The organism is Streptomyces nymphaeiformis, assembly GCF_014203895.1.
Taxonomy (GTDB): domain Bacteria; phylum Actinomycetota; class Actinomycetes; order Streptomycetales; family Streptomycetaceae; genus Streptomyces; species Streptomyces nymphaeiformis.
Genome location: NZ_JACHJY010000009.1, coordinates 139,684 through 163,813 on the forward strand (window position 1 = coordinate 139,684; position 24,130 = coordinate 163,813).

General features: G+C 69.5%; 27 protein-coding genes and 1 pseudogene. 25 read left to right on the plus strand and 3 right to left on the minus strand.

Annotated features, from left to right (window positions below):
* Window positions 1-3: 3 nt before the first annotated feature.
* From GGE06_RS29355 to GGE06_RS29465, 24 genes are all read left to right on the plus strand, one after another.
* Entirely contained in the window at window positions 4-1,608 is a 1,605-nt protein-coding gene (locus tag GGE06_RS29355) for a terminase large subunit domain-containing protein (protein ID WP_184932249.1), read from the plus strand.
* 13 nt (window positions 1,609-1,621) lie between these two features.
* Window positions 1,622-3,043, plus strand: a complete 1,422-nt coding sequence (locus GGE06_RS29360; RefSeq protein ID WP_184932250.1) for a phage portal protein — start codon at window positions 1,622-1,624, stop codon at window positions 3,041-3,043.
* Window positions 3,043-4,068, plus strand: coding sequence for a hypothetical protein (locus GGE06_RS29365; RefSeq protein ID WP_184932251.1), 1,026 nt, complete (start codon window positions 3,043-3,045; stop codon window positions 4,066-4,068). Before GGE06_RS29360 ends, GGE06_RS29365 begins: the two co-directional genes overlap by 1 nt.
* Window positions 4,069-4,127: 59 nt before the next feature.
* Window positions 4,128-4,817: a hypothetical protein gene (locus tag GGE06_RS29370; protein WP_184932252.1), complete on the plus strand. Its 690-nt coding sequence runs from the start codon at window positions 4,128-4,130 to the stop codon at window positions 4,815-4,817.
* Entirely contained in the window at window positions 4,814-5,002 is a 189-nt protein-coding gene (locus GGE06_RS29375; protein ID WP_184932253.1) for a ribosomal-processing cysteine protease Prp, read from the plus strand. The genes GGE06_RS29370 and GGE06_RS29375 overlap by 4 nt, the downstream gene beginning before the upstream one ends.
* Before the next feature lie 3 nt (window positions 5,003-5,005).
* The gene (locus GGE06_RS29380) at window positions 5,006-6,307 is read left to right on the plus strand and encodes a major capsid protein (protein WP_184932254.1); all 1,302 of its coding nucleotides are present in this window, start codon (window positions 5,006-5,008) and stop codon (window positions 6,305-6,307) included.
* A gap of 55 nt (window positions 6,308-6,362) precedes the next feature.
* Window positions 6,363-6,746, plus strand: coding sequence for a hypothetical protein (locus GGE06_RS29385; protein WP_184932255.1), 384 nt, complete (start codon window positions 6,363-6,365; stop codon window positions 6,744-6,746).
* A gap of 12 nt (window positions 6,747-6,758) precedes the next feature.
* Window positions 6,759-7,382, plus strand: a complete 624-nt coding sequence (locus GGE06_RS29390) for an NADPH-dependent FMN reductase family protein (RefSeq protein ID WP_184932256.1) — start codon at window positions 6,759-6,761, stop codon at window positions 7,380-7,382.
* The gene (locus tag GGE06_RS29395; RefSeq protein ID WP_184932257.1) at window positions 7,379-7,786 is read left to right on the plus strand and encodes a DUF6093 family protein; all 408 of its coding nucleotides are present in this window, start codon (window positions 7,379-7,381) and stop codon (window positions 7,784-7,786) included. Before GGE06_RS29390 ends, GGE06_RS29395 begins: the two co-directional genes overlap by 4 nt.
* Entirely contained in the window at window positions 7,783-8,172 is a 390-nt protein-coding gene (locus GGE06_RS29400) for a hypothetical protein (protein ID WP_184932258.1), read from the plus strand. The genes GGE06_RS29395 and GGE06_RS29400 overlap by 4 nt, the downstream gene beginning before the upstream one ends.
* 35 nt (window positions 8,173-8,207) lie before the next feature.
* Window positions 8,208-8,579: a hypothetical protein gene (locus tag GGE06_RS29405; protein ID WP_221518640.1), complete on the plus strand. Its 372-nt coding sequence runs from the start codon at window positions 8,208-8,210 to the stop codon at window positions 8,577-8,579.
* A gap of 9 nt (window positions 8,580-8,588) precedes the next feature.
* Complete coding sequence (locus tag GGE06_RS29410) at window positions 8,589-8,918, plus strand: hypothetical protein (RefSeq protein WP_184932260.1); 330 nt, start codon at window positions 8,589-8,591, stop codon at window positions 8,916-8,918.
* 67 nt (window positions 8,919-8,985) lie between these two features.
* Entirely contained in the window at window positions 8,986-9,465 is a 480-nt protein-coding gene (locus GGE06_RS29415; RefSeq protein ID WP_184932261.1) for a phage tail tube protein, read from the plus strand.
* A complete protein-coding gene (locus tag GGE06_RS29420; protein WP_184932262.1) occupies window positions 9,465-9,983 on the plus strand; it encodes a hypothetical protein in 519 nt (172 codons plus the stop codon). The genes GGE06_RS29415 and GGE06_RS29420 overlap by 1 nt, the downstream gene beginning before the upstream one ends.
* Window positions 9,984-10,021: 38 nt before the next feature.
* Entirely contained in the window at window positions 10,022-10,288 is a 267-nt protein-coding gene (locus tag GGE06_RS42075; protein WP_221518641.1) for a hypothetical protein, read from the plus strand.
* 3 nt (window positions 10,289-10,291) lie between these two features.
* Window positions 10,292-15,124 carry a phage tail tape measure protein gene (locus GGE06_RS29425; RefSeq protein ID WP_184932263.1) on the plus strand — a complete coding sequence of 1,611 codons (4,833 nt, stop codon included), beginning with the start codon at window positions 10,292-10,294 and terminating at the stop codon, window positions 15,122-15,124.
* A gap of 20 nt (window positions 15,125-15,144) precedes the next feature.
* Window positions 15,145-16,014 carry a phage tail family protein gene (locus tag GGE06_RS29430; protein WP_184932264.1) on the plus strand — a complete coding sequence of 290 codons (870 nt, stop codon included), beginning with the start codon at window positions 15,145-15,147 and terminating at the stop codon, window positions 16,012-16,014.
* Between the two features lie 13 nt (window positions 16,015-16,027).
* Window positions 16,028-17,047, plus strand: a complete 1,020-nt coding sequence (locus GGE06_RS29435) for a hypothetical protein (RefSeq protein ID WP_184932265.1) — start codon at window positions 16,028-16,030, stop codon at window positions 17,045-17,047.
* Entirely contained in the window at window positions 17,044-18,144 is a 1,101-nt protein-coding gene (locus GGE06_RS29440) for a hypothetical protein (RefSeq protein WP_184932266.1), read from the plus strand. Before GGE06_RS29435 ends, GGE06_RS29440 begins: the two co-directional genes overlap by 4 nt.
* Window positions 18,145-18,146: 2 nt before the next feature.
* On the plus strand, window positions 18,147-18,911 hold the full coding sequence (locus tag GGE06_RS29445) for a hypothetical protein (RefSeq protein ID WP_184932267.1): 765 nt from the start codon (window positions 18,147-18,149) through the stop codon (window positions 18,909-18,911).
* 471 nt (window positions 18,912-19,382) lie between these two features.
* Complete coding sequence (locus tag GGE06_RS42885) at window positions 19,383-20,051, plus strand: hypothetical protein (protein ID WP_246532843.1); 669 nt, start codon at window positions 19,383-19,385, stop codon at window positions 20,049-20,051.
* Between the two features lie 11 nt (window positions 20,052-20,062).
* Window positions 20,063-20,386: a hypothetical protein gene (locus GGE06_RS29455; RefSeq protein WP_184932269.1), complete on the plus strand. Its 324-nt coding sequence runs from the start codon at window positions 20,063-20,065 to the stop codon at window positions 20,384-20,386.
* The gene (locus GGE06_RS29460; protein ID WP_184932270.1) at window positions 20,387-20,809 is read left to right on the plus strand and encodes a hypothetical protein; all 423 of its coding nucleotides are present in this window, start codon (window positions 20,387-20,389) and stop codon (window positions 20,807-20,809) included.
* A 4-nt stretch (window positions 20,810-20,813) separates the two neighbouring features.
* On the plus strand, window positions 20,814-21,173 hold the full coding sequence (locus GGE06_RS29465) for a hypothetical protein (RefSeq protein ID WP_184932271.1): 360 nt from the start codon (window positions 20,814-20,816) through the stop codon (window positions 21,171-21,173).
* A gap of 76 nt (window positions 21,174-21,249) precedes the next feature.
* Here the strand turns inward: GGE06_RS29465 and GGE06_RS29470 are convergent, their stop codons facing one another.
* The 3 genes from GGE06_RS29470 to GGE06_RS29480 all read right to left on the minus strand — a co-directional run bounded on the left by GGE06_RS29470 (window position 21,250) and on the right by GGE06_RS29480 (window position 22,486).
* Entirely contained in the window at window positions 21,250-21,444 is a 195-nt protein-coding gene (locus tag GGE06_RS29470; RefSeq protein WP_184932272.1) for a hypothetical protein, read from the minus strand.
* Between the two features lie 10 nt (window positions 21,445-21,454).
* The gene (locus GGE06_RS29475) at window positions 21,455-21,634 is read right to left on the minus strand and encodes a hypothetical protein (RefSeq protein WP_184932273.1); all 180 of its coding nucleotides are present in this window, start codon (window positions 21,632-21,634) and stop codon (window positions 21,455-21,457) included.
* A gap of 204 nt (window positions 21,635-21,838) precedes the next feature.
* Window positions 21,839-22,486 (minus strand): GntR family transcriptional regulator, encoded by a 648-nt coding sequence (locus tag GGE06_RS29480; RefSeq protein WP_221518642.1) that lies wholly within the window; start codon window positions 22,484-22,486, stop codon window positions 21,839-21,841.
* Window positions 22,487-23,018: 532 nt separating this feature from the next.
* Here GGE06_RS29480 and GGE06_RS29485 point away from each other — a divergent pair.
* Window positions 23,019-24,083, plus strand: a pseudogene (locus tag GGE06_RS29485) (EF-Tu/IF-2/RF-3 family GTPase); the annotation flags it as partial.
* Window positions 24,084-24,130 lie beyond the last annotated feature (47 nt).

A 24,130-nucleotide genomic window follows, 5' to 3' on the forward strand; every position in this document is an offset into this window, starting at 1 on the left:
GCCATGGACTTCCCGACCCTGTTCATCGTCCCGGACTGGATCGCTCAGCACTGCCGGATCCGGTCGGTGGGTGGTGTGGACGGGAGCCCGAAGCCGTTTCAGATGTACGACTGGCAACTGCGGTGTACGGCCCAGTTCTACCGGGTGCGTGAGGGTGCCCAGGTTGGCGAGCTGGCAACGGCGTTCTACTACCGCCGAGCCCAGGTCGTCGCTCCGCAGAAGAGCGGGAAGGGCCCGTGGAGTGCCGGGCTGGTGGCCGCGGAGGCGATCGGGCCCGTCCTGTTCGCCGGGTGGGCCCGGGGCGGTGAGGTGTACGACTGCCGGGACGATGGCTGCGGCTGTGGCTGGGTGTACGAGTATGAGCCTGGCGAGCCGATGGGGCGACCGTGGAACCAGCCCCTGATCCAGATCACGGCGACGTCCGAGGACCAGACGGACAACATCTACCGGCCCCTGCAGGCGATGATCCGTGACGGGTTCCTCGCCGAACGGATGAAAGTGGGCGAGCAGTTCATCCGACTCCCGAACGACGGCCGCATCGACGTAGTGACTTCGTCGGCGCAGTCTCGCCTCGGCAACCCTGTCACGTTCGTGCCGCAGGACGAGACAGGCATCTGGACCGAGGGCAACAAAATGACCAAGGTCGCCACCACCCAGCGCCGCGGCCTCGGTGGCATGCAGGGCCGCTCGCTGGAGACGACGAACTGCTGGGATCCGTCCGAGGACTCCGTGGCACAGAAGACCGCCGAGTCGAAGCAGACCGACATCTACCGCTACCACCGGACGCCCCCGAAGGGGCTGTCGTACCTGAACAAGGCCGAGCGGCGCCGGATCCATGCCTTCGTGTACGCCGGCAGCTCCCACATCAACCTCGATTCCATCGAGGGTGAGGCGGCGGAGTTGCTGGAGAAGGAGCCTGCGGAGGCGGAGCGGTTCTACGGGAACCGAATTGTGGCCGGCATGGGCGCCTGGATGCAGCAGGACCAGTGGGACGCCCGCAATGAGCCCCGTGAGATCCCGGACGGCACCCGGATCGTCCTGGGCTTCGACGGCTCCGACGTGGACGACTGGACTGGCATCCGGGCCGAGACCTTGGACGGCTACCAGTTCACCCCGGTGTACGGACCGGACCGCCGGCCGACGGTCTGGAACCCGGCCGAGTGGGAGGGCCAGGTGCCGCGGCTGGAGGTCGATGCGGCGATGCGAGAGATGTTCGACCGCTACGAGGTCATGCGCGCCTACTGCGACCCGCCGTATTGGACCTCGGAGGTCGCTGCCTGGCAGGCAGCGTTCGGCGAGAAGCGGGTTACGGAGTGGCACACGACCCGCCCGGTACAGATGCACGCGGCGTGCGAGCAGTTGCTGACCGACGTGGTGAAAGCCAAGACAGGGTTCCGTCATGACGGCTGCGAGACCACATCCACGCACGTCCGGAACGCCCGCAAGGCGGCCCGGCCGATGAACCGGTACGTGCTCCGCAAGGCTGCCGTTCACCAGAAGATCGACCTTCTCGTCTGCTCAGTCCTCGCTCACGAGGCGGCCACGGACGCCGTTGCCGCAGGCCAGGCCAAGCCCAAGAGGAAATCCAAGATGCTGATCATGCGATGAGGGTGAGGTGGGCATGGCGCGCAGCGAGCTGGAGTGGCTGGAGCACCTGATCCGCTGCCACGATCGGGAGGTAAGGGAGCTGAAGCTCCTGGACTCGTACTACGAGGGCGAACAGCCTCTGTCGTACATGGCCCCTGAGCTCCTTGCTGAGCTCGATGACCGTGTGCGGCAGGTTGTGGTGAACTGGCCGCAGTTGGTTGCCGACAGCATCGAGGAAAGGCTCGACGTTGAGGGCTTTCGATTCCCCGCTGAGGCGCACGCCGACGAGGGGCTCTGGCGTATCTGGCAGGCCAACAACCTCGACGAGCAGTCTCAGCAGGGCCACCTCGATTCGCTGGTGATGAAGCGGGCCTACGTGGTCACGGGCGCTGGCGAGGATGCGGCGATTCCTCTGATCACCGTGGAGTCCGCGCTCGACATGCACGCCGAGCGCGACCCGCGGACCCGCAAGGTTGCGGCGGCAGTGAAGCGCTGGTGCGAGGACGGTGAGGGGGGCAAGAAGGTCGACCACGCCACCCTGTACATGCCGAACATCACGGTCTGGTACATGAAGAACGATGCAGGCCAGTGGGTGGAGGACGAGAGTTTCCCTCGGGATGACCACAAACTGGGCGAGGTTCCCGTTGTTCCGTTGGTGAACCGGGGGCGCCTCAAGAAGCAGGGTGGGGTGTCCGAGTTCAAGTCGGTGATCCCGCTGTCGGATGCCGCCTGCAAGATCGCCACCGACATGATGGTTAGCGCCGAGTACCACGCGACCCCGCGCCGGGTGGCCTTCGGTTTCGGCGAGGAGGACTTCCAGGACGAGCAGGGCCGTCGGGTGTCCGCGTTCAGCCGGATCATCGGCCGAATGTGGGCAACCGAGAAGAACAGAAAGGAAGACGGCGCCGACGTCATCCAGTTCGACGAGGCCTCGCTGTCCAACTTCCACGACACCATCAACCAACTGGCTCGCCTCGTCGCCTCGCTGGCCGGCCTGCCGCCGCACTTCCTTGGGTACTCCACCGAGAACCCGGCGTCGGCGGACGCGATCCGTTCTTCCGAGTCCCGCTTGGTGAAGCGAGCCGAGCGCAAGCAACGCGCCTGGGGCGGGGCTTGGGAGCAGGTGATGCGCCTTGCTTTGCGTATCCGAGACGGCGAGTGGTCGGACGAGGCCCGCGCGCTGGAGACGATCTGGCGGGACGCGTCCACTCCGACCGTGGCCCAGAAAGCGGACGCCGCGACGAAGCTCTACACAGCGAAGATCGTTCCACTGCGGCAGACCCGCGAGGACATGGGCTACACGCAAGCCCAGATCAACCGTATGGAAGAACAGGACCACGAGGCGGCCCAGGATGCCATGACTCGCGTCCTCGCTGGCGACCTCGCGGCCCTGGACATCGGGCCGAAGGCTTCACCGGAACCGGCGGCCGAGCCGGATGAGATGGCCCTCGACTGATGGCCACGCCCACCGAGTCCCGGATGAGCGCCGCAGAACTGGCGCAGACGTACTACGTGGCGCAGGCCCGCCAGCAGCGGCGGACGGCCGACCGCGTGCAGGCCCTGTGGCGTGAGCTGGATCGTCGGGACCTGACCGGCTCCTGGGAGTCCCTGGTGGGCCCGGAGGTCGTGCGGGCGGTGGCGCTGGGGCAGGCCGCTGCGGCGAGCGGCTCTGACGAGTACGTGGCCGCTGTAGCCGCTGCCGACGATGGCCGGGTGGCTCCCGCCGGCCGAGTGCTGGTGTCGGGGTTCTCCGGCCGTGCCGCAGACGGACGTCCGCTGGATTCGCTGCTCTATCTACCGGTCATCACCACCAAGGAGGCGATCGGCGCGGGGCTCGACGAGACGGAGGCGATGCTCCGTGGCCTGACGCAGCTGCTGAAGATGGCGGCCTCGGAGGTTGCGGATGCGGGCCGGCAGGCGACGGGCGTATCCATCACGGCCAGCAGGACGATCAACGGGTACATCCGGGTGGTCAACCCCCCGGCGTGCGCTCGCTGCCTCATTCTCGCCGGCAAGGAGTTCGGTTGGAACGCCGGATTTCAGCGCCACCCGCGCTGTGACTGTGTGCACATGCCTGCCCGGCTGATTAAGCGTGGACGGCATCACCCTGGGGCCTTCGACTCGGCGGCGTACTTTCGGAGCCTGTCGACGGCCGAACAGAACCGGATCTTCACGATTGCGGGCGCCCAGGCCATCCGCGATGGGGCCAGCATCAGCAGCGTGGTGAACGCCCGCCGCGGGATGTACACCACGACCGCCTACGGCCGGCGGGTCGCCGCGACCCGTGAGGGCACGACGCGGCGGGGCGCCTTCTACCGATCCGAGCGAGCCCAGGCCATTGCCCGCGGCCGTGTCCCGGCGTCCGGTCGAGGCTTCCGCCTCCGCACGCCCCGTCTCCTGCCCGAGGAGATCTACGAGCTGTCCGCCGGCAACCGCGATGAGGCCATCCGGATGCTGCGGCGCTTCGGCTACATCGGCTGAAGCTCATCCACCGGCCGGACGCGCAACGCGCCGGCCTTCATCCCGCAACGGGAGTGTCCATGCAGAACACCCGACAGCGCCGGCTGTCCGCCGCCCATGGCGCGGACTGGTTCCGGCTGACCCGCCACGACGAGCCGGAGCCGGCCGACCCGCCGACGCCCGCCCCTGAGGCGGACCCGGCACCCGATCCGGCCGATCCGGACCCGGAAGGCGCCGACCAGCTCGGTGACAAGGGCAAGCAGGCCCTCGACCGCATGAAGGCCGAGAAGGCGGAGGCCCGCCGGGCTGCCGCTGCGGAGAAGAAGCGTGCCGACGATCTCGCGCGCAAGGTGGCCGAGTTCGAGGATCGCGACAAGACCGAGCTCGACAAGGCTACCGACAAGGCTCAGAGGCTGGCGGAGCAGGCGGCGAAGGCCACCAAGCGTGCTGTCCTCGCAGAGGTGAAGGCCGCGGCTGCAGCGTTCGCCGATCCCGAGGACGCGGCCGCGTTCCTCGACCTGAAGTCCTACGCCAACGACGACGGCGAGATCGACACCGAGAGCATCACGGCGGACCTCGAGGCCCTGCTGGAGCGGAAGCCGCACCTGCGGCGTCCGGCTCCGGAGGTGCCGAGGCCGCCCGCCCCCAAGCCCGACCCGGGTCAGGGGGCGCGCCCTGAGGCGCCTGCGACCGACTTCCGCACGGCGTCTCGCGCCGATCTCGAAGCGGAGCTCTCCAAGGCCGTACCCGGATTCCGGCTTCGCGCGTGATCCACGTCCGTGCCCGACTGGGCGACGGCCGCACCTCGATCGAGGTGGACGGTCACGAGGAGCACGCGGAAGACGGGCGGGTCTGCGCCGCTGTGTCGGCCATCACCCAAACCGCGCTGCTCGGCCTCGAGGAGGTCGCGCGGCACCACCCGGACCTCGTGTCCGTCGAGATCACACAGGAGTAGACAATGAACGCACTGACTGCGGCCCGGCCGTGGTTCAAGCTCGGCCGTCACGACGTGCGGTCGACCGTCCCCGCCGCGATCCGCGCGATGATGCAGAACGGCCTTCTGGACCGCGTGTTCCAGGAGGCGCTGCGCCCGGAGTTCATCTTCCCGGCCATCGCGGACGCCGAGCCCTGGCAGGGCGGTCTCGGTGACACCAAGACCTTCACCCGCAAGGGCCTGCTGGCGCCGGCCACCACAGCGATCACCGGCTCGGATACGTCGGCTGCGACCTACGGCGTCGAGCAGTGGTCCGTGACGATGGACCAGTACGGCCAGGCGATCGACACGAACATGCTCACCAGCTCGATGGCGCTGGCGAGCAAGTTCCTCGCGGACGTGCAGACCCTCGGCATCAACGCGGGCCAGTCGCTCAACCAGATCGCCCGGAACAAGCTGTACGCCGCCTACGCGGGTGGCCGGACGTGGGGCACCACGACCGCTGCCTCGGACACCTCGATGATCGTCAACTCGGTCGCCGGGTTCACCCACGTCCTCGTCAACGGCGTCCCGACCGCGGTGTCCGCATCGACCCCGCTGAACGTCACCATCGAGGGCGTCGCCAACACCGTGACCGGCGTCAACACCGGCACCAACACCCTGACCCTCGGCACGGCCCGCGCAGACACCGCGGGCGACTACGTCGTCGCCGCCAACGCGCCGACCACCGTGCGGCCGACCGGCGACACCGCCTTCGACCTGACCGGCGCGAACGTGGCGACCTTCGCCATGTTCCGCTCCGCGGTCACCCGCCTGCGCAAGATGAACGTCCCGACGGTGAACGGCTACTACGTCGCTCACATCGACCCGGACACCGAGGCCCAGCTCTTCTCCGACAGCGACTTCAAGCAGGCACTGCAGGGCCGCGTTGACTCCCCGATCTACACCGACCTGTCCATCGGCCGGTTCGGCGGCATCGACTGGGTCCGCAACAACGAGTGCCCCACCATCGCCGGCGGCTCGACCGGCACGGTCACCGTGCACCGGCCGATTGTCCTCGGCGCCGGGGCCCTGGTCGCCGCCCCGTTCGAGGGCATCGGTGACCTGCTCGCGGGCACCGGCGTGGAGGACGTCCCGGACATCGCGATGGTCGAGGCCGCGCCCGGCGTCCAGGTCGCGCGCATCGTCCGCCCGCCGCAGGACCGCCTGCAGCAGATCCTGTCGACCTCGTGGTCGTGGGTCGGCGACTACGGCGTCCCGTCCGACTCGCTCGCGAACTCGGACGCTGCCCTGTTCAAGCGCGCCGTGGTCCTCGAGCACGCCTGACCGAAGCGGCCGCCGGGGCGGACTGCTCCGCCCCGGCCCGCATCAAGGAGATCCCATGCGTGTGAAGGTGCTCGAGACGGGCTCCACCTACTACAACTACGGCATCGTCGCGCTGGCCGCCGACGAGGAGGTCAAGGGCGGGCTCGCCCTGCATCTCCTGGAGACCGGCTCCGCCGTCGAGCCGCTGGACGCGGCCGCCAAGGCATGGCGCCCCGCTGCCGACGATCCCGCCGAGCCGGAGGATCCGGCGGAGGAGGAGCTGGAAGCCCCGGCTGACGACGAGCTCGACATCGACGCGACGGCCGCGGACATCCTCAGCTGGGTCGGTGATGACCCCGACCGTGCCGAGGAAGCCCTTGCTGCCGAGAACGCCAAGGACAAGCCGCGCTCGACCCTGGTCAAGCAGCTGGAGCGGCTCGCCGGCGGCGGCGAGGAGTGAGGGGAGGCCGTCGTGACTCTGCCCCCTCTTGCCACGGCGGCCGATCTCGTCGCCGCTGGCGCCACAGGTACGGATGCCGCCATCGACATGGCTTTGCGGCGGGCCTCGGCCCGGGTGAGGAAGTACACCCGCCAGGACATCACGTTCGTGGCCAGCGAGACCGTCGAACTCCCGGGCGGTGAGCGGGTACTGAGGCTGCCGCAGTACCCGCTTGTCGTCGACGGCGGTAACCCGCTCACGGTCGTCGAGGTCGCCGACTTCAGCGGCATCGAGTGGACGGCGATCGAGGGCCGGGACTACTCCCGCCTCGGCAACGAGCTGACCCGCGGTTTCCCGTGGCAGGCGCCGACCCGCCTGATGGGCTGGCCGTGGAACCGGCCCCAGGGTGTGTGGGCGCCGAAGGTGCGGGTCACCTACTCGCACGGGTATGAGGAGGTCCCGGACGACATCGTCGATGTGGTCCTGGATCTGGCCACGATGAACCTGTCGAACCCGGGGAACCTGCGCGAGGTCGCGATCGACGACTACCGACAGGTTTTCGCCTCGGAGACGATCGGCGGCGCCCGGCTCAGCCGGTCCCACAAGGAAGATCTCCGCCCGTACCGGCGGGCCGCGTTCTCGGTCGTGCCGTCGTGAGCGCCCTCGAAGCCGCTCTCGCCGCGGGCCGGGCCGCCGCCGCGGGGCTGCAGCGGGAGACAGTCACGCTGTACCGGCCAGGCGTCCCGGCTTTCGACTGGGACACCGGTACGGACGGCTCTGCTACTCCACTGGCGCTCTATACGGGCTCGGCACGCGTGAAGCCCGTCGCGCGCTCCCGCGGCGAGGAGATCGAGGCGGGCGAGGCCAACGTCACCCTGCGCGAGTACGCGGTGTCCTTGCCCTGGGCTACCGAGACGAGTGAGCGGCCGGCTGTCGGTGACCTCATCGAGGTGACGGCGTCCCCGAACGCCCGCATGGTCGGCCTGCGTCTGTGGGTGACTGGCGTGGAGTTCAGTTCCACAGCCACGGCGTGGCGGATTTCTGCGGAGGACAGGTCATGAGCGACATCGACGTCCGCGAACTCGTACAGCTCGCGGCAGTGCTGCAGGAGAACCTTGCGGAGGCGGAACCGCAGATGGCGGCGATCGTGACCCGTGGCGCGCTCAACGTGAAGAACGCCTGGCGGGCCAACGCGATCGTGACGGCCGGCCGTCACGCGCGCCGCTACCCGTACAGCATCGGCTACGACGTAACACCCATCCCAGGCGGCGCGACGGCCGAGATCGGCCCGGACAAGGGAAAGGTGCAGGGCCCTCTCGGCAACCTTCTCGAGTTCGGATCCAGCAACAACCCGCCCCACAACGATGGCGGCCGGGCGCTGCTCGCCGAGGCCCCCGCTTTCGAGGCCCACGTGGCTGCCCTGGTCCAGCGTCTGGGGCCCGCCTAGTGGCCGCCCCGGACATCAAGCCGCACCTCGACGCCGTGATAGCAGCACTCACGGCAGGGGGCCTGGTCGTCGGGGACGGCGTCGCCCCGCCCACCGCATCGATCCCTGCGAACGGCATCTACGTGGTGCTGTACGCCGACCCGGGCCAGTCAGTGCGCGAGTCCTTGGCGGATGTCCGCACGGACTTCCGGCTCGGCTTCCAGCTGACCTGCGTGGCGCCGACGGCGGAGAAGGCCCGCTGGGCTGCTCAGCGGGCCCGCATGGCCTTGCATGCGCCGCTGACGGTGGCGGGGCGGACGGCGTGGCGGCCGGAGGAGTTGGGCGGGCCTCCAGTGCAGCGCGATGACGACGTCTCCCCGCCCGTGTTCTTCCTGCCTGTCCAGTACACCCTGCAGTCCACGTCCTAGGAGATCGTCATGCCTCTGCTCGCCCAGCAGGCCGTCGCTTTGAGCGGCCTCACCCCGTCCTACTCAGCCGCCGTCGCCTCCACCACGGTGACATGCGGCGAGCGCAGCTTCCTGCACGTGAAGAACACCGCCGGCTCGTCCATGACCGTCACGCTGACCTCGACCGCCAGGGTCCGCGGCCAGCTGGCCGCCGACGTCGTGGTCACCGTCCCCGCGACCACCGGCGACAAGATGATCGGACCGATCACCAGCGACCTCTTCGCCGGCGCCGCGGACGGCACGTGCGCCGTGACCTACTCGGCCACGACGAACGTGACCGTCGCGAACCTCGTCATCTGATCCTGCCCCACCACCCCTTGCCCGGCCCCGTTTGGGGCTTTTTTCATGCCCTGAGGAGGGCCGCCCCATGGCTGACCTGATCAACGATGGCAAGACCCGGGTCTACTGGGTCCCGTCCATCTCCAACATCAACGCCCCGACCGTCGCCGAGCTGAACGCCGGCTCGGACTACACGCAGCGCATCACCCCGGACGGGCTGAAGCTCGACCCGAGCACCGCGGACGTGGACACCAGCTCGCTCGCCTCGACGTTCGACACCAAGACCGTCGGCCGCGTGGGATTCGACGTCGAGGTGACCTTCAAGCGCGGGGACACTGGCCCTGAGGACCTGCCGTACACGACGCTGAAGTACGGCGTCAGCGGGTTCATGGCGGTGCGCCGCGGTGTCGCCTACGCGACCGCGTGGGCGGCCGGCCAGAAGGCTGAGATCTACCCGATCACCTGCGGCGAGCCGCAGAACGTCTCCCCGGCGGCGAACGAGGTCATGAAGTTCGTCTCGCCCATGAAGGTGACGTCGGCTCCGGCGACCGCGGCGACGGTGGCCTGATGCCCGACATCTCCGAGATCCTCAAGAAGGCCAAGCGCCGCCAGAAGTCCGTTCACCTGTGCCTTGCCGGCGACCTGGTCGCGGAGCTGGAGGAGCTGGAGCGGCAGCTTTCCGAGGCCGGCGACGCCTGGTCTCCGGACAGCCTGGCCGCCACGGATCCTCGTGTGGCGCTGGCGAAGAAGGTGGCTGCGGCCCGCGACAAGGTCCGCAAGTCCTACACCGAGTTCCGCTTCCAGTCGCTCGGCGACAAGGGCTGGTCCGATCTCCTTGCCGAGCATCCCGGCAAGGAGCAGGGGCATGCCTGGGATCCGGACACCTTCCCGAAGGCTCTGATCGCAGCCAGCGCTGTGGACCCGGAAATGCTGCCCGAGCAGGTCAGCGAGCTGTTCGAGATCCTCAACGAGGGTCAGCGGGAGCAGCTGTTCCAGTGCGCTTTCGACGTGAACCGGGAGGCCCCCGGCATCCCTTTCTCGCTGAGCGCCTCCGGGATCCTGGAAGCCCTCACCGCCGGGAAGTAGAGACGGCCCGCGCCTGGGGCGTGCCGCGCTCCGTCTTCATGGGACGCGCTGTCGCCCCAGGCGAACCGCTGTGGCTCGACGAGGACCGGGCTTGGGCTCTGGCGCTGGCCCAGGTCGAGCGCGATTCCTGCCCGGACTGCGGCCAGCCGTGGTCCGAGGCGTCGCATCAGGACAACGAATTCGCCTACCAGGCCGAGCTGATCCGCTGCCACCCCTGCTCGACCGGGGCGAAGGCGCTGCATGCCTATCAGGAGTCCGGCGGCAACGCTCACGGCTTGCACGTCTCTGTCGTAAAGAGGGGGTAGCCCGTGGCTGACCGTACCGTGCGCGTTGTCCTGACGGGCAATGTCGGCCCGTATGTCTCCGCGATGCGGACGGCTGCCTCCCAGACGCAGGTGTCGGCCCGGCAGATCGCGACGTCGTCTCAGGCTGCGGCCAACAACAGCAGCCGCGCGTTTCAGCGCATGGGCAACACGGCGACGACCCAGGCTGGCCGGGCCGCCGCCGCAGTGAACCGGGCCACGGCCCGTACCTCGGCGCAGATGAACCAGATGGCGTCCCGCAGCGCGGGTGCCATGAACCAGATGAGCCGGTCCGCCACTGCCGCGTCTCGGCAAGCCGCGAACTCGTCGTCAGCGGCATTTCAGCAGATGGCGCGCATGGCCCAGACTCAGGGCGCGCGCGCCGCAACGTCGCTGAACGCCAGCTTCGCCTCGACCCGGGCGCAGGCAGCCGGTCTCGGCGCGGAGGGCGCGGCCGCCCTGAACCGGGTGGGGGCCAGTGCGATCAGCGCCGGCTCGGCCATGCGCACCAGCATGACGTCCGCGGCCGCCGCATCTACACAGGCGATCAACTCGACATCCGCGGCTCTGGCCCGGATGTCGGCGCTGACGCAGACAGGCGCTGTCCAGTTTGCTGCCGCCCTGAACGCGAGCTCTGGGGCGACTGCTGCACAGATGGCCGGCCTGGGGGCCGCGAGCGCGCTGGCCATGAACCGGGCGACCTCTGCGTCGGTGCAGGCCGCTGCGGCCGTCCGGAGTGCCGGGACGGCTTCCAGCGCGGCTGCGGCAACGACGTCGTCTCGATGGGCGTCTGCATGGATGGCGCTGAGTGGCGGCGCCCGCTTTGCCGCGCACACCGTCGGCACCAGCATGATGAACGTCGCCAACACGTCCGAGAAGAGCCTGAAGGCCACGCGGAACGCGTCACTGGGCCTGGCGGCCGTTTTCGCGCTGGCGGCGGCTGCGGCAGCCCGCTTCGACAAGGCGATGTCCGAGGTGCGGGCCGTCACGAACGGCTCGGCCGACGACATGAAGTCGCTGTCGGACGCAGCTCTCGAGGCCGGGCAGGCCACCGTGTTCTCCGCGACCGAGGCCGCGAACGCCGAGGCCGAGCTTGCCCGCGCCGGCATCTCGACAGCCGACATCATCGGAGGAGCGCTCCGCGGCGCTCTCGACCTGGCGGCATCCGGCCAGTTGGAGCTCGGCGAGTCCGCCATCATCTCTGCGCAGGCCATGAATGCGTTCAAGCTGCGTGGCCAGGATGTCGGCCACATCGCCGATGTCATCTCGGCGGGCGCTGGCAAGAGCGCCACGAACGTGCACCACATGGGGATGGCGTTCCGGCAGGCGGCGCTTCTGTCGTCGCAGACCGGGCTGACGCTGGAGCAGACAGTGGGAACGCTGTCTCTCTTTGCGCAGAACGCCCTGACTGGCTCGGATGCCGGTACGTCGCTGAAGGTCATGCTGCAGCGACTCGTCCCGCAGTCCGCGGAAGCCGCTGCCATGATGGAGCAGATCGGCTTCAAGGCCTACGACGCCCAGGGTGAGTTCATTGGCCTGACGGCGCTCGCGGGCAACATGGCCCAGTCCTTCTCCAAGCTCACGCCTGAGGCCCGGAACGCCGCGATGGCGACGATCTTCGGCTCGGATGCCGTGCGAGCTGCGACGATCCTCTACGAGGCGGGTTCCCAGGGGGTCGACCAGTGGGTCGGAGCGGTCAACGACACCGGGTACGCCACCCGCGTCGCAGCCACGATGACCGACAACCTGGCGGGTGACCTCGAGCGCCTGAAGGGCAGCTTGGAGACCGCCCTCATCCAGTCCGGATCGGGCGCGAACGCGGTCCTGCGCGAGATGGCGCAGGCGCTGAACGCGGTGGTCGGCTGGTACTCCCAGCTGTCCCCGAGCGCCCAGAAGTCTTTGACCGTGATGGCGGGCCTGCTCGGCGTCCTCGGCCTGGTCGGGTCGAGCCTCCTGTTGATGCTGCCTCGCATCATGGCGGTCCGCACCGAGCTGGTCGCGCTCGGCGTGACAGCGGCGCGCGTGCGGACGGCGATGCTCGCACTGGGCCGGCTGAGCCTGGTTGTGATGGGCATTGCCGCGGTCAGCTACGGCGTCAACAAGCTCACGGAAGGGCTGCGCGAGGCCCCGCCGAACGCGACGCGCCTGTCGAACGCTCTGGTCGATCTGGCGCAGAAAGGCAAAGCGGCAGGTGAGCTGACGAAGGCGTTCGGGGACAACCTCGACGGCTTCGGCGAGGCCGTGGCGCGCATCGCGCACCCCGGCGCCCTCGACCGCATCAGCGACTTCTTCTCCGAACTGGACCCCTTCGGTCCGGACGGCTTCGGTGACCTGATCGCCGCCCGCGACAAGGTCAAGGCGCTCGACGAGGCGCTCGCAGGTCTCGTGCAGGGCGGCGCCACGAAGGAGGCCGCGGCGGCCTTTGCTCAGATGGCAGCCGAGGCGGAGAAGCAGGGGACGAGCACGGCCAAGCTGCGCACGCTGCTCCCGCAGTACTCGGACGCCCTGACCGCACTGGACACGCAGAACAAGCTGTCTGTCGGCTCACAGAAGGATCTCGCTGACGCCACCGGCATGACCGCCGATCAGATGGCAGACACACGCAGCCAGGCAGAGAAGCTCACCGACGCCCTGAAGACCCTCAACGGCGTCGCGATCTCGGTGGCGGAGAAGGAGATCTCTTTCCGGTCGGCTCTCAGTGAACTCACCGACGCCGCCAAGGAGAACGGGTTCAGCCTCGACATCGCCAGCGAGAAGGGCCGCAAGGTCAAGTCGGCGTTCCTCGACGCGGCGCAGGCGGCCATGAGTCACGCGGAGGCGGTGGCCGAGCAGCAAGGCACCATCGAGGCAGGCAACGCAGTGCTGGAGCAGGACATCGCGTTGCTTCGGCGGCAGATGGACCAGGCAGGCTTCTCCGCAGAGGCGATCGACAAGCTGATCGGTGCCTACGCCAAGCTGCCGTCCGATGCGTCCACCACAGTGTCCGCACCGGGCGCCACGAACGCTACGGCCGAACTGCAGGCGCTGTACGCACGCTTGGCGGCGCTGCCGCAGGGCAAGACACTCACGATCAAGGCACCGACCGGTGCGGCGATCGCCGAGCTGCAGGCCCTTGGCTACAAGGTGGAGCGTCTCCCTGGCGGCCAGGTCAAGATCAGCGCGCCGACCGGTGCGGCGATCTCGGCGCTCAACGCCTTGCAGACGCGGGTCGACGTCCTCGACGGCAGGGTTATCGACATCACCACCCACTACCGCACGACCGGCAGCCCTTACCCGCCTTCGGGCGGCCGGGCCAACCGCGAGGCCGATGGTGGACTCATCCGCGGGTACGCCAGCGGCGGCGACGTGCAGTGGATGCCGTGGGGCGGCGCGGTGTACGGACCGGGCACGGAAACGTCGGACAGTGTCCCCACGTGGCTGTCCCGCGGCGAGTACGTCATCAAGGCCGCGTCCGTGCGCAAGTACGGGATCGGAATGTTCGACCGGCTCAACGCCGGCCGGTACGCGTCCGGAGGTCTGCTGGGCGGGTCCTTCAGCTACACGCCGACCGGCCGGCCGGTCCTCGGCGGCCCCACAGACGCCAAGGCCCGCTACGACTGGGAGATTGAGAACCTCAAGAAGCAGTGGGAGGAGCTCACCAAGGCCCTGGCCGACCAGGCCAAGGCCGCGGCGGACCTGAAGGCCGCCGAAGAGAACCTGAAGAAGGTCCGCAAGGACAAGAAGCACACCAAGAAGCAGCTGCAGGACGCCGAGGACCGTGTCACCAAGGCGCGCTCCACCAAGAGCTCGGCCGATGCGCGGGTGAAGAAGGAGCGCAAGGATGTCGACGCGGGGACCAAGGAACTCGGTCTGAAGGCCGGCTCGAAGGCGCCGGCAACGTTCAACCTCGCGGCCTACGCGACGCAACTGGACGAGTCGCTTGCCGTGACCGAGCGGTGGCGCAAGAACCTCGCCTGGATCGGGAAGCGTGGCGGGCGAGAGCTCCAGGCCATGCTCGAAGCGATGGGCACCGAGGGCCAGGACCTGGTCAACGCCCTCGCTACCGCCAGCGACAAGCAGTTCAAGGACATCGCGGACAAGCTGAAGAAGACGGGCGACCTGGCCAAGGCGACCCTGGCGGACTTCACCAACCAGCTCGGCGGCGCCACGAAGGAGAGCCAGCAGTTCGCCGCCGACCTGCAGAAGCTCGCGGCGCAGGGGTTCGGGGACCTGGCGCAGGCCCTCGCAGCGCAGGGCGACGCCACCGCGATGACCCTCGCGCACGAGGCCGCCGGGAACAAGACGGCGGCGGCCGCGGCGAACAAGGCCGTCGGCCAGGCCCAGAACACGCTGACCGGTGAGGACCTGGCGAACTCCCTGGTCCTGCTGTCCACGCTGCGCTCCGCCCCTGGCAAGGGCTATGCCGACCTGGTCAACGCCGGCCTGGACATGGCCGTCATCAAGAAGCTGGTGCCGCGCATGATGGGCCAGATCAACGCCCTGCCCGAGGCGTACAAGAGCGTGTTCCTGAAGCAGTGGGCGGGGCAGGGCGGGGTGGTCGCGATGGCCCGCGGTGGCATCCTCACCCGGCCTTCGCTCGTCCTGGGCGGCGAGGCTGGGGTCCCCGAGTCGTGGATTCCGCACGACGGGTCGGCGCGCTCGCGGGCGCTGCTGGCCAGGACGGCGGCCCGCATGGGCTACCAGTTGACCCCCGCCGCCCGCTACCGCGGCACCGCTCAGGCCGCCGGGGGAGTGGGTACCACGGTCACCCGGCACTACGAGGTGCACCTGCACGGGGCGAAGCAGTCCACGGCCGAGCAGGCGATGGACGTCGCCCGGCACATGTCGCTGATCGGCTGACACAGGAAGGAGGAGGGCGCGTGAGCTATGTCGCGGGGCAGGACCTGGGCGGGCTGCGGGCGGACATCGGCCCGGTCCCGCTCGGCGGCGTGGACTCGGCGGGCGTCGCCTGGCGCCTTCAGGAGCTTCAGGGCTGGGACTCGCCCGAGGTCCGCACCGACATGCAGCAGCGCGAGGCCGACCACGGCGCCTGGCCCTCTCCGGTCTACCTCGGCGAGCGGCCCATCACCGCGGCCGGCGTCATCGAGGCCGCGGACCAGGCGTCCCTCGAGGACGCGATGGAACGCCTGCGGTCCGCGGTCGCCCTGACCGACACCCTGCTGGTGGTGTACGAGAGCACACCGAAGCAGGCGGTGGTGCGCCGGTCGGGGAAGTTGGTCCTGCAGTACGTGACCGACCGGCTCGCCTCGTACTCCCTGATGGTCACCGCCCCCGATCCACGCCGGTACTCGACCGTGCTGCAGAGCGACGAGACCATGCTTCCGATCACCACCGGCGGCCTGGAGCCGCCCGTCACGCCACCGGTCACGATCGTCTCGACGAGCGTGTCCGGCGTCATCGACGCCCCCAATACGGGCACGTTCGAGACCAGGCCGGTCCTTATCATCGACGGGCCCGTGAACCTTCCCAAGGTCTTCGCCCAGATGCCCGACGGCACGGTCCGATCCCTCGTCTACTCCCAGTACCTCGGCGACGGCGAGCAGTTGGTCATCGACACCGACGCGCACAGCGTGATCCTCAACGGCGACGTGTCCCGGCGACGGTTCTTGTCCACGCCCACCGGGTGGCCGGTCATCCCGGCAGGGGCGCTGGTGTCGTTCCAATTCGCCGCAGCCGCCTACAGCAGCGGGGCGAAACTCACCGCGCGCTGGCGCTCAGCATGGATGTGAAAGGAGCACCGCAGTGGTAGCGGTCAACCCCACCTGGATCGACACCGTCTCGATGACCGGGTACTTCCTGCGCCGCAGTGACTCGGTCCTCACCATGCATTCCGGAGCGGCGCTCAGCGCCCGCTCCGGAGTTGTCCCCGGCACCGGCGGCCTGAACGTCACGCTGTCCGGCAGCACCATCACCGTCAGCTCCGGCATCGCCGTGGTCTACTACCCCGGCGAAGGTGTCTTCCGGGCGCCGATGACCTCCAGCAGCACCCTGACCCTCACCGCCGCCCACGCCACCCTCCCGCGCATCGACCTGGTGTATCTGCGGGTGTGGTGCAACAGCGTGGACGCCTCCGGCCTCAATCAGGCAGACGTCGTCTATCTGGCCGGGACGGCGTCCTCCACGCCCGCGGCCCCGGTGCCCGCCGGCACCCAGATCTACATGCCGCTGGCCACGATCAGCGTGCCCGCCTCCGGCGGCGGCTCGCCCACCGTATCGACCGCCGTCCGCCCCTACACCGTCGCCCCCGGCGGTATCCTCCCGCTCCAGACGAGCGCCCCGTCCTCGCCCTACCTCGGCCAGTTCTACGACGACCAGACCAACCTCCGCCGCTGGAACGGCAGCTCCTGGGAGACGATGGCGAAGGTGGAGAGCGTCGGCTGGACCACGCCGACCCTGGCGGCGAACTACACCACGGGAGATCTGACCAGCAACGGCAACGGCAACGGCCCGATCAGGTACCGCAAGTACACCGACCGGGGCACTGACTACATGGAGTGGGACGGCGGCGCCCAGCGCACCGCCGGTTCTCAGGTCGTCAACATCCTCTCGACCGCCCTGGCTGCCAGCTTCCGGCCCGCGGGCCGCGCCTCCTTCGTCATCGCTCGCAACAGCGTGGGCATCGCCTCCGGTGAACCCTCGGTCGTCCACTCCTGCAAGATCGACTTTCTCCCGGACGGCACCGTCAGCCTGGTCGCTCATGCCGCCGGCACCTCGGAGACGACTTGGTTCTCTCTCCGGGGCATCCGGTATCCGTTGGCATGAGCACCGCGACGTTCTCCGCGCCGGTGGAGCTGGACTGGTTCGGCTGTGACTTGCGCACCGGTCAGATCATCGAGGACCTGCGTTCCCTCAAGCCGTCCGGGCCGCTCACCAAACGCCTGGGCGCGGCCACCAGCACGTCCTTCGACCTCGGCATCGCCGGGGCGGGACAGGACTGGATTGCCGCGACCGACCCCGGCCGCAGCCTGCTCGTCGGCGTCGACCGTCTCACCGACCAGCCCGTGTGGGCGGGCATGGTCCTCACCCGGGACGCCGGATCGTCCTGGACCGCGACGCTGGGTGTCACCACCCCCGAGGCGTACCTCGACCGCCGCTACACCGGCGACGTAACCCAGCTCCAGCAGGACCAAGCCGCCGTCCTCACCGCACTCATGGCCGCCCCACTCTCCCAGGGCCCGCCGTTCATCATGGACGCCCCGGCTACCGGCGTCCTGATGGACTACATGGCCCTGGACGGGGACGACAGGACCGTTCTGTCCGCTCTCCAGGAAGTCATGGGCCAAGAGGGAGGCCCGGAATGGACCGTGGATGTGGCCTGGTCGGATGCCGCTCACAGTGGGTTCGTCCTGCCTGTCCGGGTGCGGCCGGCCATCGGTGTTCAGATCACCGACCCGGAAGCAGTGTTCGACTTCCCCGGCTGCATCAGCACCTACATGCTCAGCGAGTCCTACGAGAGCGGCAAGGGCGCCACCGCCGTCGTCGCGCGCGGCGAAGGCGAAGGCACCGCCCGACTGTCCAGCGGCAGCCAGGTCGCCACCGACCTCGAAGCGGCCGGATGGCCCCGCTACGTGCACCGCTACACACCCGCCTCGGGCCTGACCGACCCCGCCCAGCTCACCGCCCACGCCGTCAAGGCGCTCGCCCTGATGAAAACCGGCGCCCGGGTGTGGGCGATCGAAGCGGTCGCCTCCCAGGCTCCCCGGCTCGGACGGGACTGGGGGATCGGCGACAGCATCCGTGTGGCTGTCGGCTCCTCGCCCCGCCACCCGGAAGGGACCGAGATCGTCGCCCGCGCCTGGTCGTGGGAGCTGGACGCGGCGGCCGACCGGATCGCCCCCGTCCTGATCGAGGAGGACTGACCATGCCCACACCCGGCGACCAACTGCCCGGCGGACCGCAGCAGATGGCCCGGGACATCGCCGACCTCAAGCGGCAGGTGCGTGAGCTGCGCGCGGCACGCCGCCTGGAGAGCGCCGCCGTCGGCGCCGGCGGACTGCGGGTCACGGGCGGCGGGCGCCTCGCGATGGACACCCCGAACCGTGTCCGCATGGTTGACATCGGCACACTTACCGATGCGCAGTACAACCACGGCGACGGCTCACCCCAGCAGGCGATCCAGCTGCGCCGCGAGGACGGCGGCCTGGCTTTGGCCTGCTACGCCTACCCGCCGTCCGGCTCCGAGGCGCAGAGCTGGAGGCTGTACGACCGCACCGGAAACGTCATCATGGCCGAGGACGCCGGCTCCGGATTGGGCCTGGCCCGCCCCTACCTGCCCGTCCCCCTCGGCCCCGCCTACGAGGGCAGCTGGGACTACTGGCCGCGGGCCTCCGGCACCACGACGACGAGGCTGTGGCAGGGGCGCTTTTACAAGCAGCTCCCGAACATCGTCCTGGTCATGCAGGCGTCGATGGACACCAGCGGCGCCACCGGCACGATCGAGCTGGCCGTAGGCGGCACCGTCCGCGCTACCGGCTCCGTCGCGTTCTCCGTCGCCTACTTCACGCTCGGCCCCTACGCCCTTGACGACTACGACCACATGCAGCAGATCGACATCACCGTCCAGGGCCGTCGTACCGCTGGCACCGGCGCCCTACGCGCCACCCTCTACTCCGCCTACCAGATCTGACCGGAGGACTCATGTCCACCCCACCCGACTGGCCACCCGTGGAGCCGCTGCCCGATACGCCGCTGCTGCCCGTGGCCACACCGGTCGACGCGCCCCCGCCGACCGGCGAGACACCCCCCGAGGACACCGCCCCTCCGCCAGAGTCTGAAGACCCGCCCGTCGCCTGACCCCTACTCCACCCTGTTCGCCCCGCGCCGCCGGCCGGGGCTTTCGTCATATCTGGAGGCCTCTGTGCCCGACTTGTGGATGCCAGGGGCAACCCGGCTGGATGTCGGTGACCATGCACCGACCGACGGTGGGCCCGCCAAGGCAGTGGCTCACATCACGTGGGACCGCAACGCTACGGCGAGCAGCCCGGCGGACCTCGTCTCCTACGAGACGCTTCAGAACTACTTCGGCCGCAATGCGTCCGGGATGGCTGCCGCCCCGCACATTCTGTGGGATCCGTTCACGGGCAGGGCCACTCAGTTCGTGCCCGCGAATTCGCGGTCCAAGTCGCTCGCCGACACGGCTGGCGGCACGCGCACTAACCGGGCCGGGGCCGTCGTCCTCCAGGTCGAAGCGCTCTTCTTCCCCTACTGCCGCGTCGACGGCAAGGTCTACGCCCGCCTCGCCGACACCCCCTGCAAGGGGTGGCCGGAGCTGCTTGCGTGGATCCGCTCCTGGGGCGTCCCGGACCGGTGGCCGATGGGCCGCCCGGTGGACTTCACCTCGCGCCGCGATGAGGCGGTCTGGGAGACCCAGGCCGGCTGGTACGCCCACGCACATGTCCCCGAGAACGACCACCAGGATCCGGGCTCGTGGCCCGGGTTCGCTACCGAGGAGGCTCCTGACTTGGACGCCACACAGGCCAACCAGCTCGCCGCGATCTACAAGGCACAGGTCCCGTACAGCGGCTGGCAGTACAAGGGCACCGGCACGACCGACGCCTGGGCGCTGCTCAACTCGGCCACGTCGTCGGCGACGGCCGCGGTGAAGTCCGTCGCCGCGCTCAGCACCAAGATCGACGCCCTCAAGGCGCCGTCGCTCACCGCCGAGCAGCTGGCCGCCATCGCCACCCAGGTCGCGGCCAGCCCCACCCTCGCAGACCGGATCGCCGAGCTCGTCGCCGACAAGCTTGCCGCCCGCCTCACCGACTGATCGGAGCCCCCATGACCGTCGACCTCGACCGCGCCTACTGGCTCGGCCTGCTCATCTCCGTCGTCCTGCCCGTACTCGTCGGGCTGGTCACGACCCGCGTCACCCACGCCGGCGTCAAGGCCGTACTGCTGCTCGCGCTGAGCACCCTCAACGGCTTCCTGGTGGAGCTCGCCGCCCCGGGGCCCGGCTGGCATGCCGGTACTGCTGCCGTCCTCGCCCTCGTGTCCTTCGCCACCGGCATCCTCGCCCACTTCGGCCTGTGGAAGCCGACCGGCGTCTCGGGCAAGGCGCAGGACAGTCTCGTCACGAGCCGGCCGCAGCCCCGAGGGGTGTAGGTGCCGCGCCGCGTAGCCCGACGGCTGTCCCGGATCCTCGGCCGCCGCGGCGCGTTCCTCGCCAGCTTCGGCGCGCTGTGGGCGCTCTACGGATTCGGGCAGCTCGTCGAGCCTCTGCCGGACACTCGCGGCATCCGGCTCCTGCTCAACGTGATGCCTCTCGACGCCTGGGCCTGCTGCTGGATCGTGTCCGGTCTGCTGGCTGTGGCGTCGTCTGTGCTGCCGGAAGGGCGGGACTGGATCGGCTTCCCCGCCCTGCTGGCCATCGTCGTTCCGTGGATGCTCTCCTACGTCGTGTCGTGGTGGCCTCTCGGTGACAACGCAAGGGGGTGGGTGACGGCGCTGATCTGGGCGGTAGCCGCAGTGCCGGTGATCGTGGTGGCCGGGTGGAGAGAGCCCCCGCGCCCCAAGAAACTGGAGTGAGCCCATGAGCGTCGAGATGTGGACCGCAGTGTCCAGTGGCGTGGTGGGGGTGGCCTCCGCGGCTGCGGCTGCATGGTCCGGGCGGGCGGCGCGGAGGACCAGGCGAGACCATCGGCGGGACGACTTCACTGTCGTCACGGACCGGATGGAGAAGGAGATCATGCGGCAAGCTGGCCGGCTTGATGAACTGGAGGCCGCGGCCGACGTGCAGGAGCAGCGCCTCGAAGGCGCTGGCGTCGCGATCACCTACCTCATCGACCGGGTTCGCGGCCTCACTACCTGGATTCGCTCCGCTGGCCTCGAGCCGCCTACCGCACCGCCAGTCCCTGAGCGGGCCCGCGAGTTCATCCACCACGACGTGTGAACTAGGGCCTCATCCTGAGAGCCGACAACGCCCCCTCCTGCGCCTTAGCGGCGCAGGAGGGGGCGGCTTCGTCGTGTCAGGCGTCGGGGTGTCGCACGTGCTTTTTCAGTGCGGCTTCGAGCTTGAACCGGTCCTCGCCGGCCGCCTGCGCGTGCTCGGTGATCGCGGCCTGCACGGCGGCGGCCGTGTCCACGGTCAGCGCGCCGGCCTGGATCTCGGCCCAGGCGGCTTCTTCCAGCTTGATCAGTTCGTCAGAGAGTTCGATCGCCACGGCCCGGATCCTACGCCGCGAGCTCCTGCTGGGCCTGCATCGCCTCGTCCCAGGCCGCCACGAGTACCTGATAGATCCGCTGCTCGTCCGCAGTCAGCGGGCGCCGCTGCTCTCCGGCGCGGGCCCACAAGGTGCGGATGGCGTCGTTCAGGGCGGCAGGGCTCGGGGTCTCTCTGTGGCGATCGGACATGCATTCAAGGCTAGGCCCCGGGTCTGACAAAGCGGGTGTCCGACGGACGTGCGTTCCGCCACGCTGTTCGAGCGCACTCCAAAGCGTGGCGGAACGTAACCGAAACGCGCGGGGTGCGAACGGAACGTGCAACTTTCACTCGCACACCCGTTCCCAGGCATATGCCGAATGAGGCATGCTGCGTAATGTGCGTCAGGCCCTGTACTACTGGGCGCCCCCGCTGGCGTGCCGTGTCATGCCGCCCAGGCGGACTAACCACCTGTCCATCGGGAGGATCAAATCAGCAGTCTCTGTGGGGCGCCCATTCCGGTCCAGCCGAGTGCGGACCATGCGGTAGGCCAGGGCGTCGACAAGCATCCCCAGGGCGTTCGCCTGTGTCTCATCGAGCGGCGCGACGCCCAACTCCACGACGTAGCTCGCATGAGGCTGACGGCGCCCGCGCCACCAGGAGGACACGAGCATGGCCGACCGGCCGCCCGGGTCCAAGCGCTCGACGACCTCGTGCTGCAGCAGGGTCCCGACCGGTACGTCGAGGCGTTCGGCAAGATCGGAGCTGGCGCGGCGCGGCCGGGTGTCGGTCGTCTCGGAGGAGTGTGGCCAGTCCGCGTCGGCGTCCGTGAGGGTGCGCATAGCAGGAGGGTGCGCCACATACACGCCCCGCCGCTTCTCGCCTTCGAGGATTCCAGTCCGACGGAGGAGGGCGTGGGCGAGCCGCATGGTCTGAGGGTGGACGTCGTACTCGGCAGCCATGGCGTTACGGGAGGGGAGCCACTCCCCCGGCCGCCACTCGCCGGCCTCAATGCGGGTGCGGATGTCAGCGGCGATACGGCGGTAGCGCGCGTCGGCTGACATGGGACCCCTGGCGACGATCATGGAGTGACGTCGCACAGTAAGAGGTACCGTGCTGGCTAGATATATCCAGGCTTCGGCCAGCGGGAAGCCCGCAGACTGAGTAACTGAAGAGGGAGAGAGTTCGGCGTCCGGGTTCAGGTCTCGGGTGGCCGATCGGGGTCGCCTCCGACTCGCCTGTCCCCGCGTGCGAGCAGGGGGCGACCCCTCCGGTTACCCGTCAGCCCGTGACGGGTAACCACACCAACGAGTGAACCCCACCCCGTGCTCAGTGCGCGACGCATTCGTTGGACAACACGCCGAAGCCGGAGCCGCATTTTTCACCCCCAAGGTGCGCGGTTCCGGCTTCGGTGCGTACTGGCGCCGTGTGCGGCCCCTTCACTCACAGGCTGTCACCTGTACGCGAGTGACCGCAGCGGGCATCTCACAGATGTCTCACGCACCAGCGCATGTGGGTGCGTCCACATGGCATGCGACCTGCACTTTCTCCCGTCCCATGGACGTGAGAAGGCCCTCACGGACGAAGGTTAAACCCTACCTCCGCGTCTACGCGGGCACGATCGGGAAGGGGGACACCGTGCTCGACGCCACCACAGGCCGTACGGAGCGGATCGCCCGCATCCTGCGCGTCCAGGCCGACCGGGCGACCGAGGTGGACGAGGCGCGCGCCGGCGACATCGTCGCCGTCGTCGGGCCGAAGTCCGCCCGCGCCGGTGCGACGCTGTGCGCGCCGGACGCACCGGTCGTCCTCGAACCGCCGACGACCGCCGACCCGGTGGTCTCGGTCGCGGTCGAGGCGCGCCGCAGCACGGACACGGGGCGGCTCGCGACGGCCCTCGCCCGGATGACGGAGGAGGACCCGTCGCTCGTGGTGCGGTCCGACCCGGAGACGGGCCAGACCGTCCTGTCGGGTCTCGGCGAACTGCACCTGGAGGTCGCGGTGGAGAAGCTGCGGCGCGACCGTGGCCTTGAAGTCACGGTCGGCCGTCCGCAGGTCGCGTACCGGGAGACGGTGACGAAGGGCGTCACGGATCTACTCCACCGCCACGTCAAACAGGACGGCGGGGCGGGCCAGTTCGCCCACGTCGTCATCACCGTCGAACCGACGGACGGCGAGGAGGAGTTCGAGTTCCGTTCGACCGTCACGGGCGGCCGCGTCCCGCAGGAGTACGTCCGCGCGGTCGAGGCCGGCTGCCGGGACGCCCTCGTCGAGGGTCCCCTCGGCGGCCACCCGGTGACGGGCGTCCGGGTCACGCTCACGGACGGCGCCACGCACCCGAAGGACTCCTCGGAGATGGCGTTCCGCACGGCGGGCCGCTTCGCCCTGCGCGAGGCGCTCCGCGCGAGCGTGATGACCCTGCTCGAACCGGTGGCCGAGGTGACGGTCACCGTCCCCGCCGAGTCGGTCGGCTCGGTCCTCGGCGACCTCGCGGCCCGCCGGGGCCGGGTCACGGACCAGACGACCCGCTCCACCACGGCGGTGGTCTCGGCGACGGTCCCGCTGGCCGAACTCTTCGGCTACGCGTCCCGCCTCCGCGGCCGCACCCAGGGCCGGGGCACCTTCACCACCCGGCCTGCCGGGTACGCCACGGCCCCGTAAGGCCGCTCGAAGAACGCCGTTCGGCCCGCGCCGCCCTGCGCGGGCGC

Excerpts from the sequence above, each read along its gene's own strand:
- GGE06_RS42075 (WP_221518641.1), top strand. The coding sequence starts at position 10,022 with ATGGGACGCGCTGTCGCCCCAGGCGAACCGCTGTGGCTCGACGAGGAC.
- GGE06_RS29455 (WP_184932269.1), top strand. The coding sequence starts at position 20,063 with ATGACCGTCGACCTCGACCGCGCCTACTGGCTCGGCCTGCTCATCTCC.
- GGE06_RS29465 (WP_184932271.1), top strand. The coding sequence starts at position 20,814 with ATGAGCGTCGAGATGTGGACCGCAGTGTCCAGTGGCGTGGTGGGGGTG.
- GGE06_RS29355 (WP_184932249.1), top strand. The coding sequence starts at position 4 with ATGGACTTCCCGACCCTGTTCATCGTCCCGGACTGGATCGCTCAGCAC.
- GGE06_RS29370 (WP_184932252.1), top strand. The coding sequence starts at position 4,128 with ATGCAGAACACCCGACAGCGCCGGCTGTCCGCCGCCCATGGCGCGGAC.
- GGE06_RS29420 (WP_184932262.1), top strand. The coding sequence starts at position 9,465 with ATGCCCGACATCTCCGAGATCCTCAAGAAGGCCAAGCGCCGCCAGAAG.
- GGE06_RS29385 (WP_184932255.1), top strand. The coding sequence starts at position 6,363 with ATGCGTGTGAAGGTGCTCGAGACGGGCTCCACCTACTACAACTACGGC.
- GGE06_RS29360 (WP_184932250.1), top strand. The coding sequence starts at position 1,622 with ATGGCGCGCAGCGAGCTGGAGTGGCTGGAGCACCTGATCCGCTGCCAC.
- GGE06_RS29415 (WP_184932261.1), top strand. The coding sequence starts at position 8,986 with ATGGCTGACCTGATCAACGATGGCAAGACCCGGGTCTACTGGGTCCCG.
- GGE06_RS29475 (WP_184932273.1), bottom strand. The coding sequence starts at position 21,634 with ATGTCCGATCGCCACAGAGAGACCCCGAGCCCTGCCGCCCTGAACGAC.
- GGE06_RS29380 (WP_184932254.1), top strand. The coding sequence starts at position 5,006 with ATGAACGCACTGACTGCGGCCCGGCCGTGGTTCAAGCTCGGCCGTCAC.
- GGE06_RS29365 (WP_184932251.1), top strand. The coding sequence starts at position 3,043 with ATGGCCACGCCCACCGAGTCCCGGATGAGCGCCGCAGAACTGGCGCAG.
- GGE06_RS29440 (WP_184932266.1), top strand. The coding sequence starts at position 17,044 with ATGAGCACCGCGACGTTCTCCGCGCCGGTGGAGCTGGACTGGTTCGGC.
- GGE06_RS29410 (WP_184932260.1), top strand. The coding sequence starts at position 8,589 with ATGCCTCTGCTCGCCCAGCAGGCCGTCGCTTTGAGCGGCCTCACCCCG.
- GGE06_RS29445 (WP_184932267.1), top strand. The coding sequence starts at position 18,147 with ATGCCCACACCCGGCGACCAACTGCCCGGCGGACCGCAGCAGATGGCC.
- GGE06_RS29400 (WP_184932258.1), top strand. The coding sequence starts at position 7,783 with ATGAGCGACATCGACGTCCGCGAACTCGTACAGCTCGCGGCAGTGCTG.
- GGE06_RS29480 (WP_221518642.1), bottom strand. The coding sequence starts at position 22,486 with ATGTCAGCCGACGCGCGCTACCGCCGTATCGCCGCTGACATCCGCACC.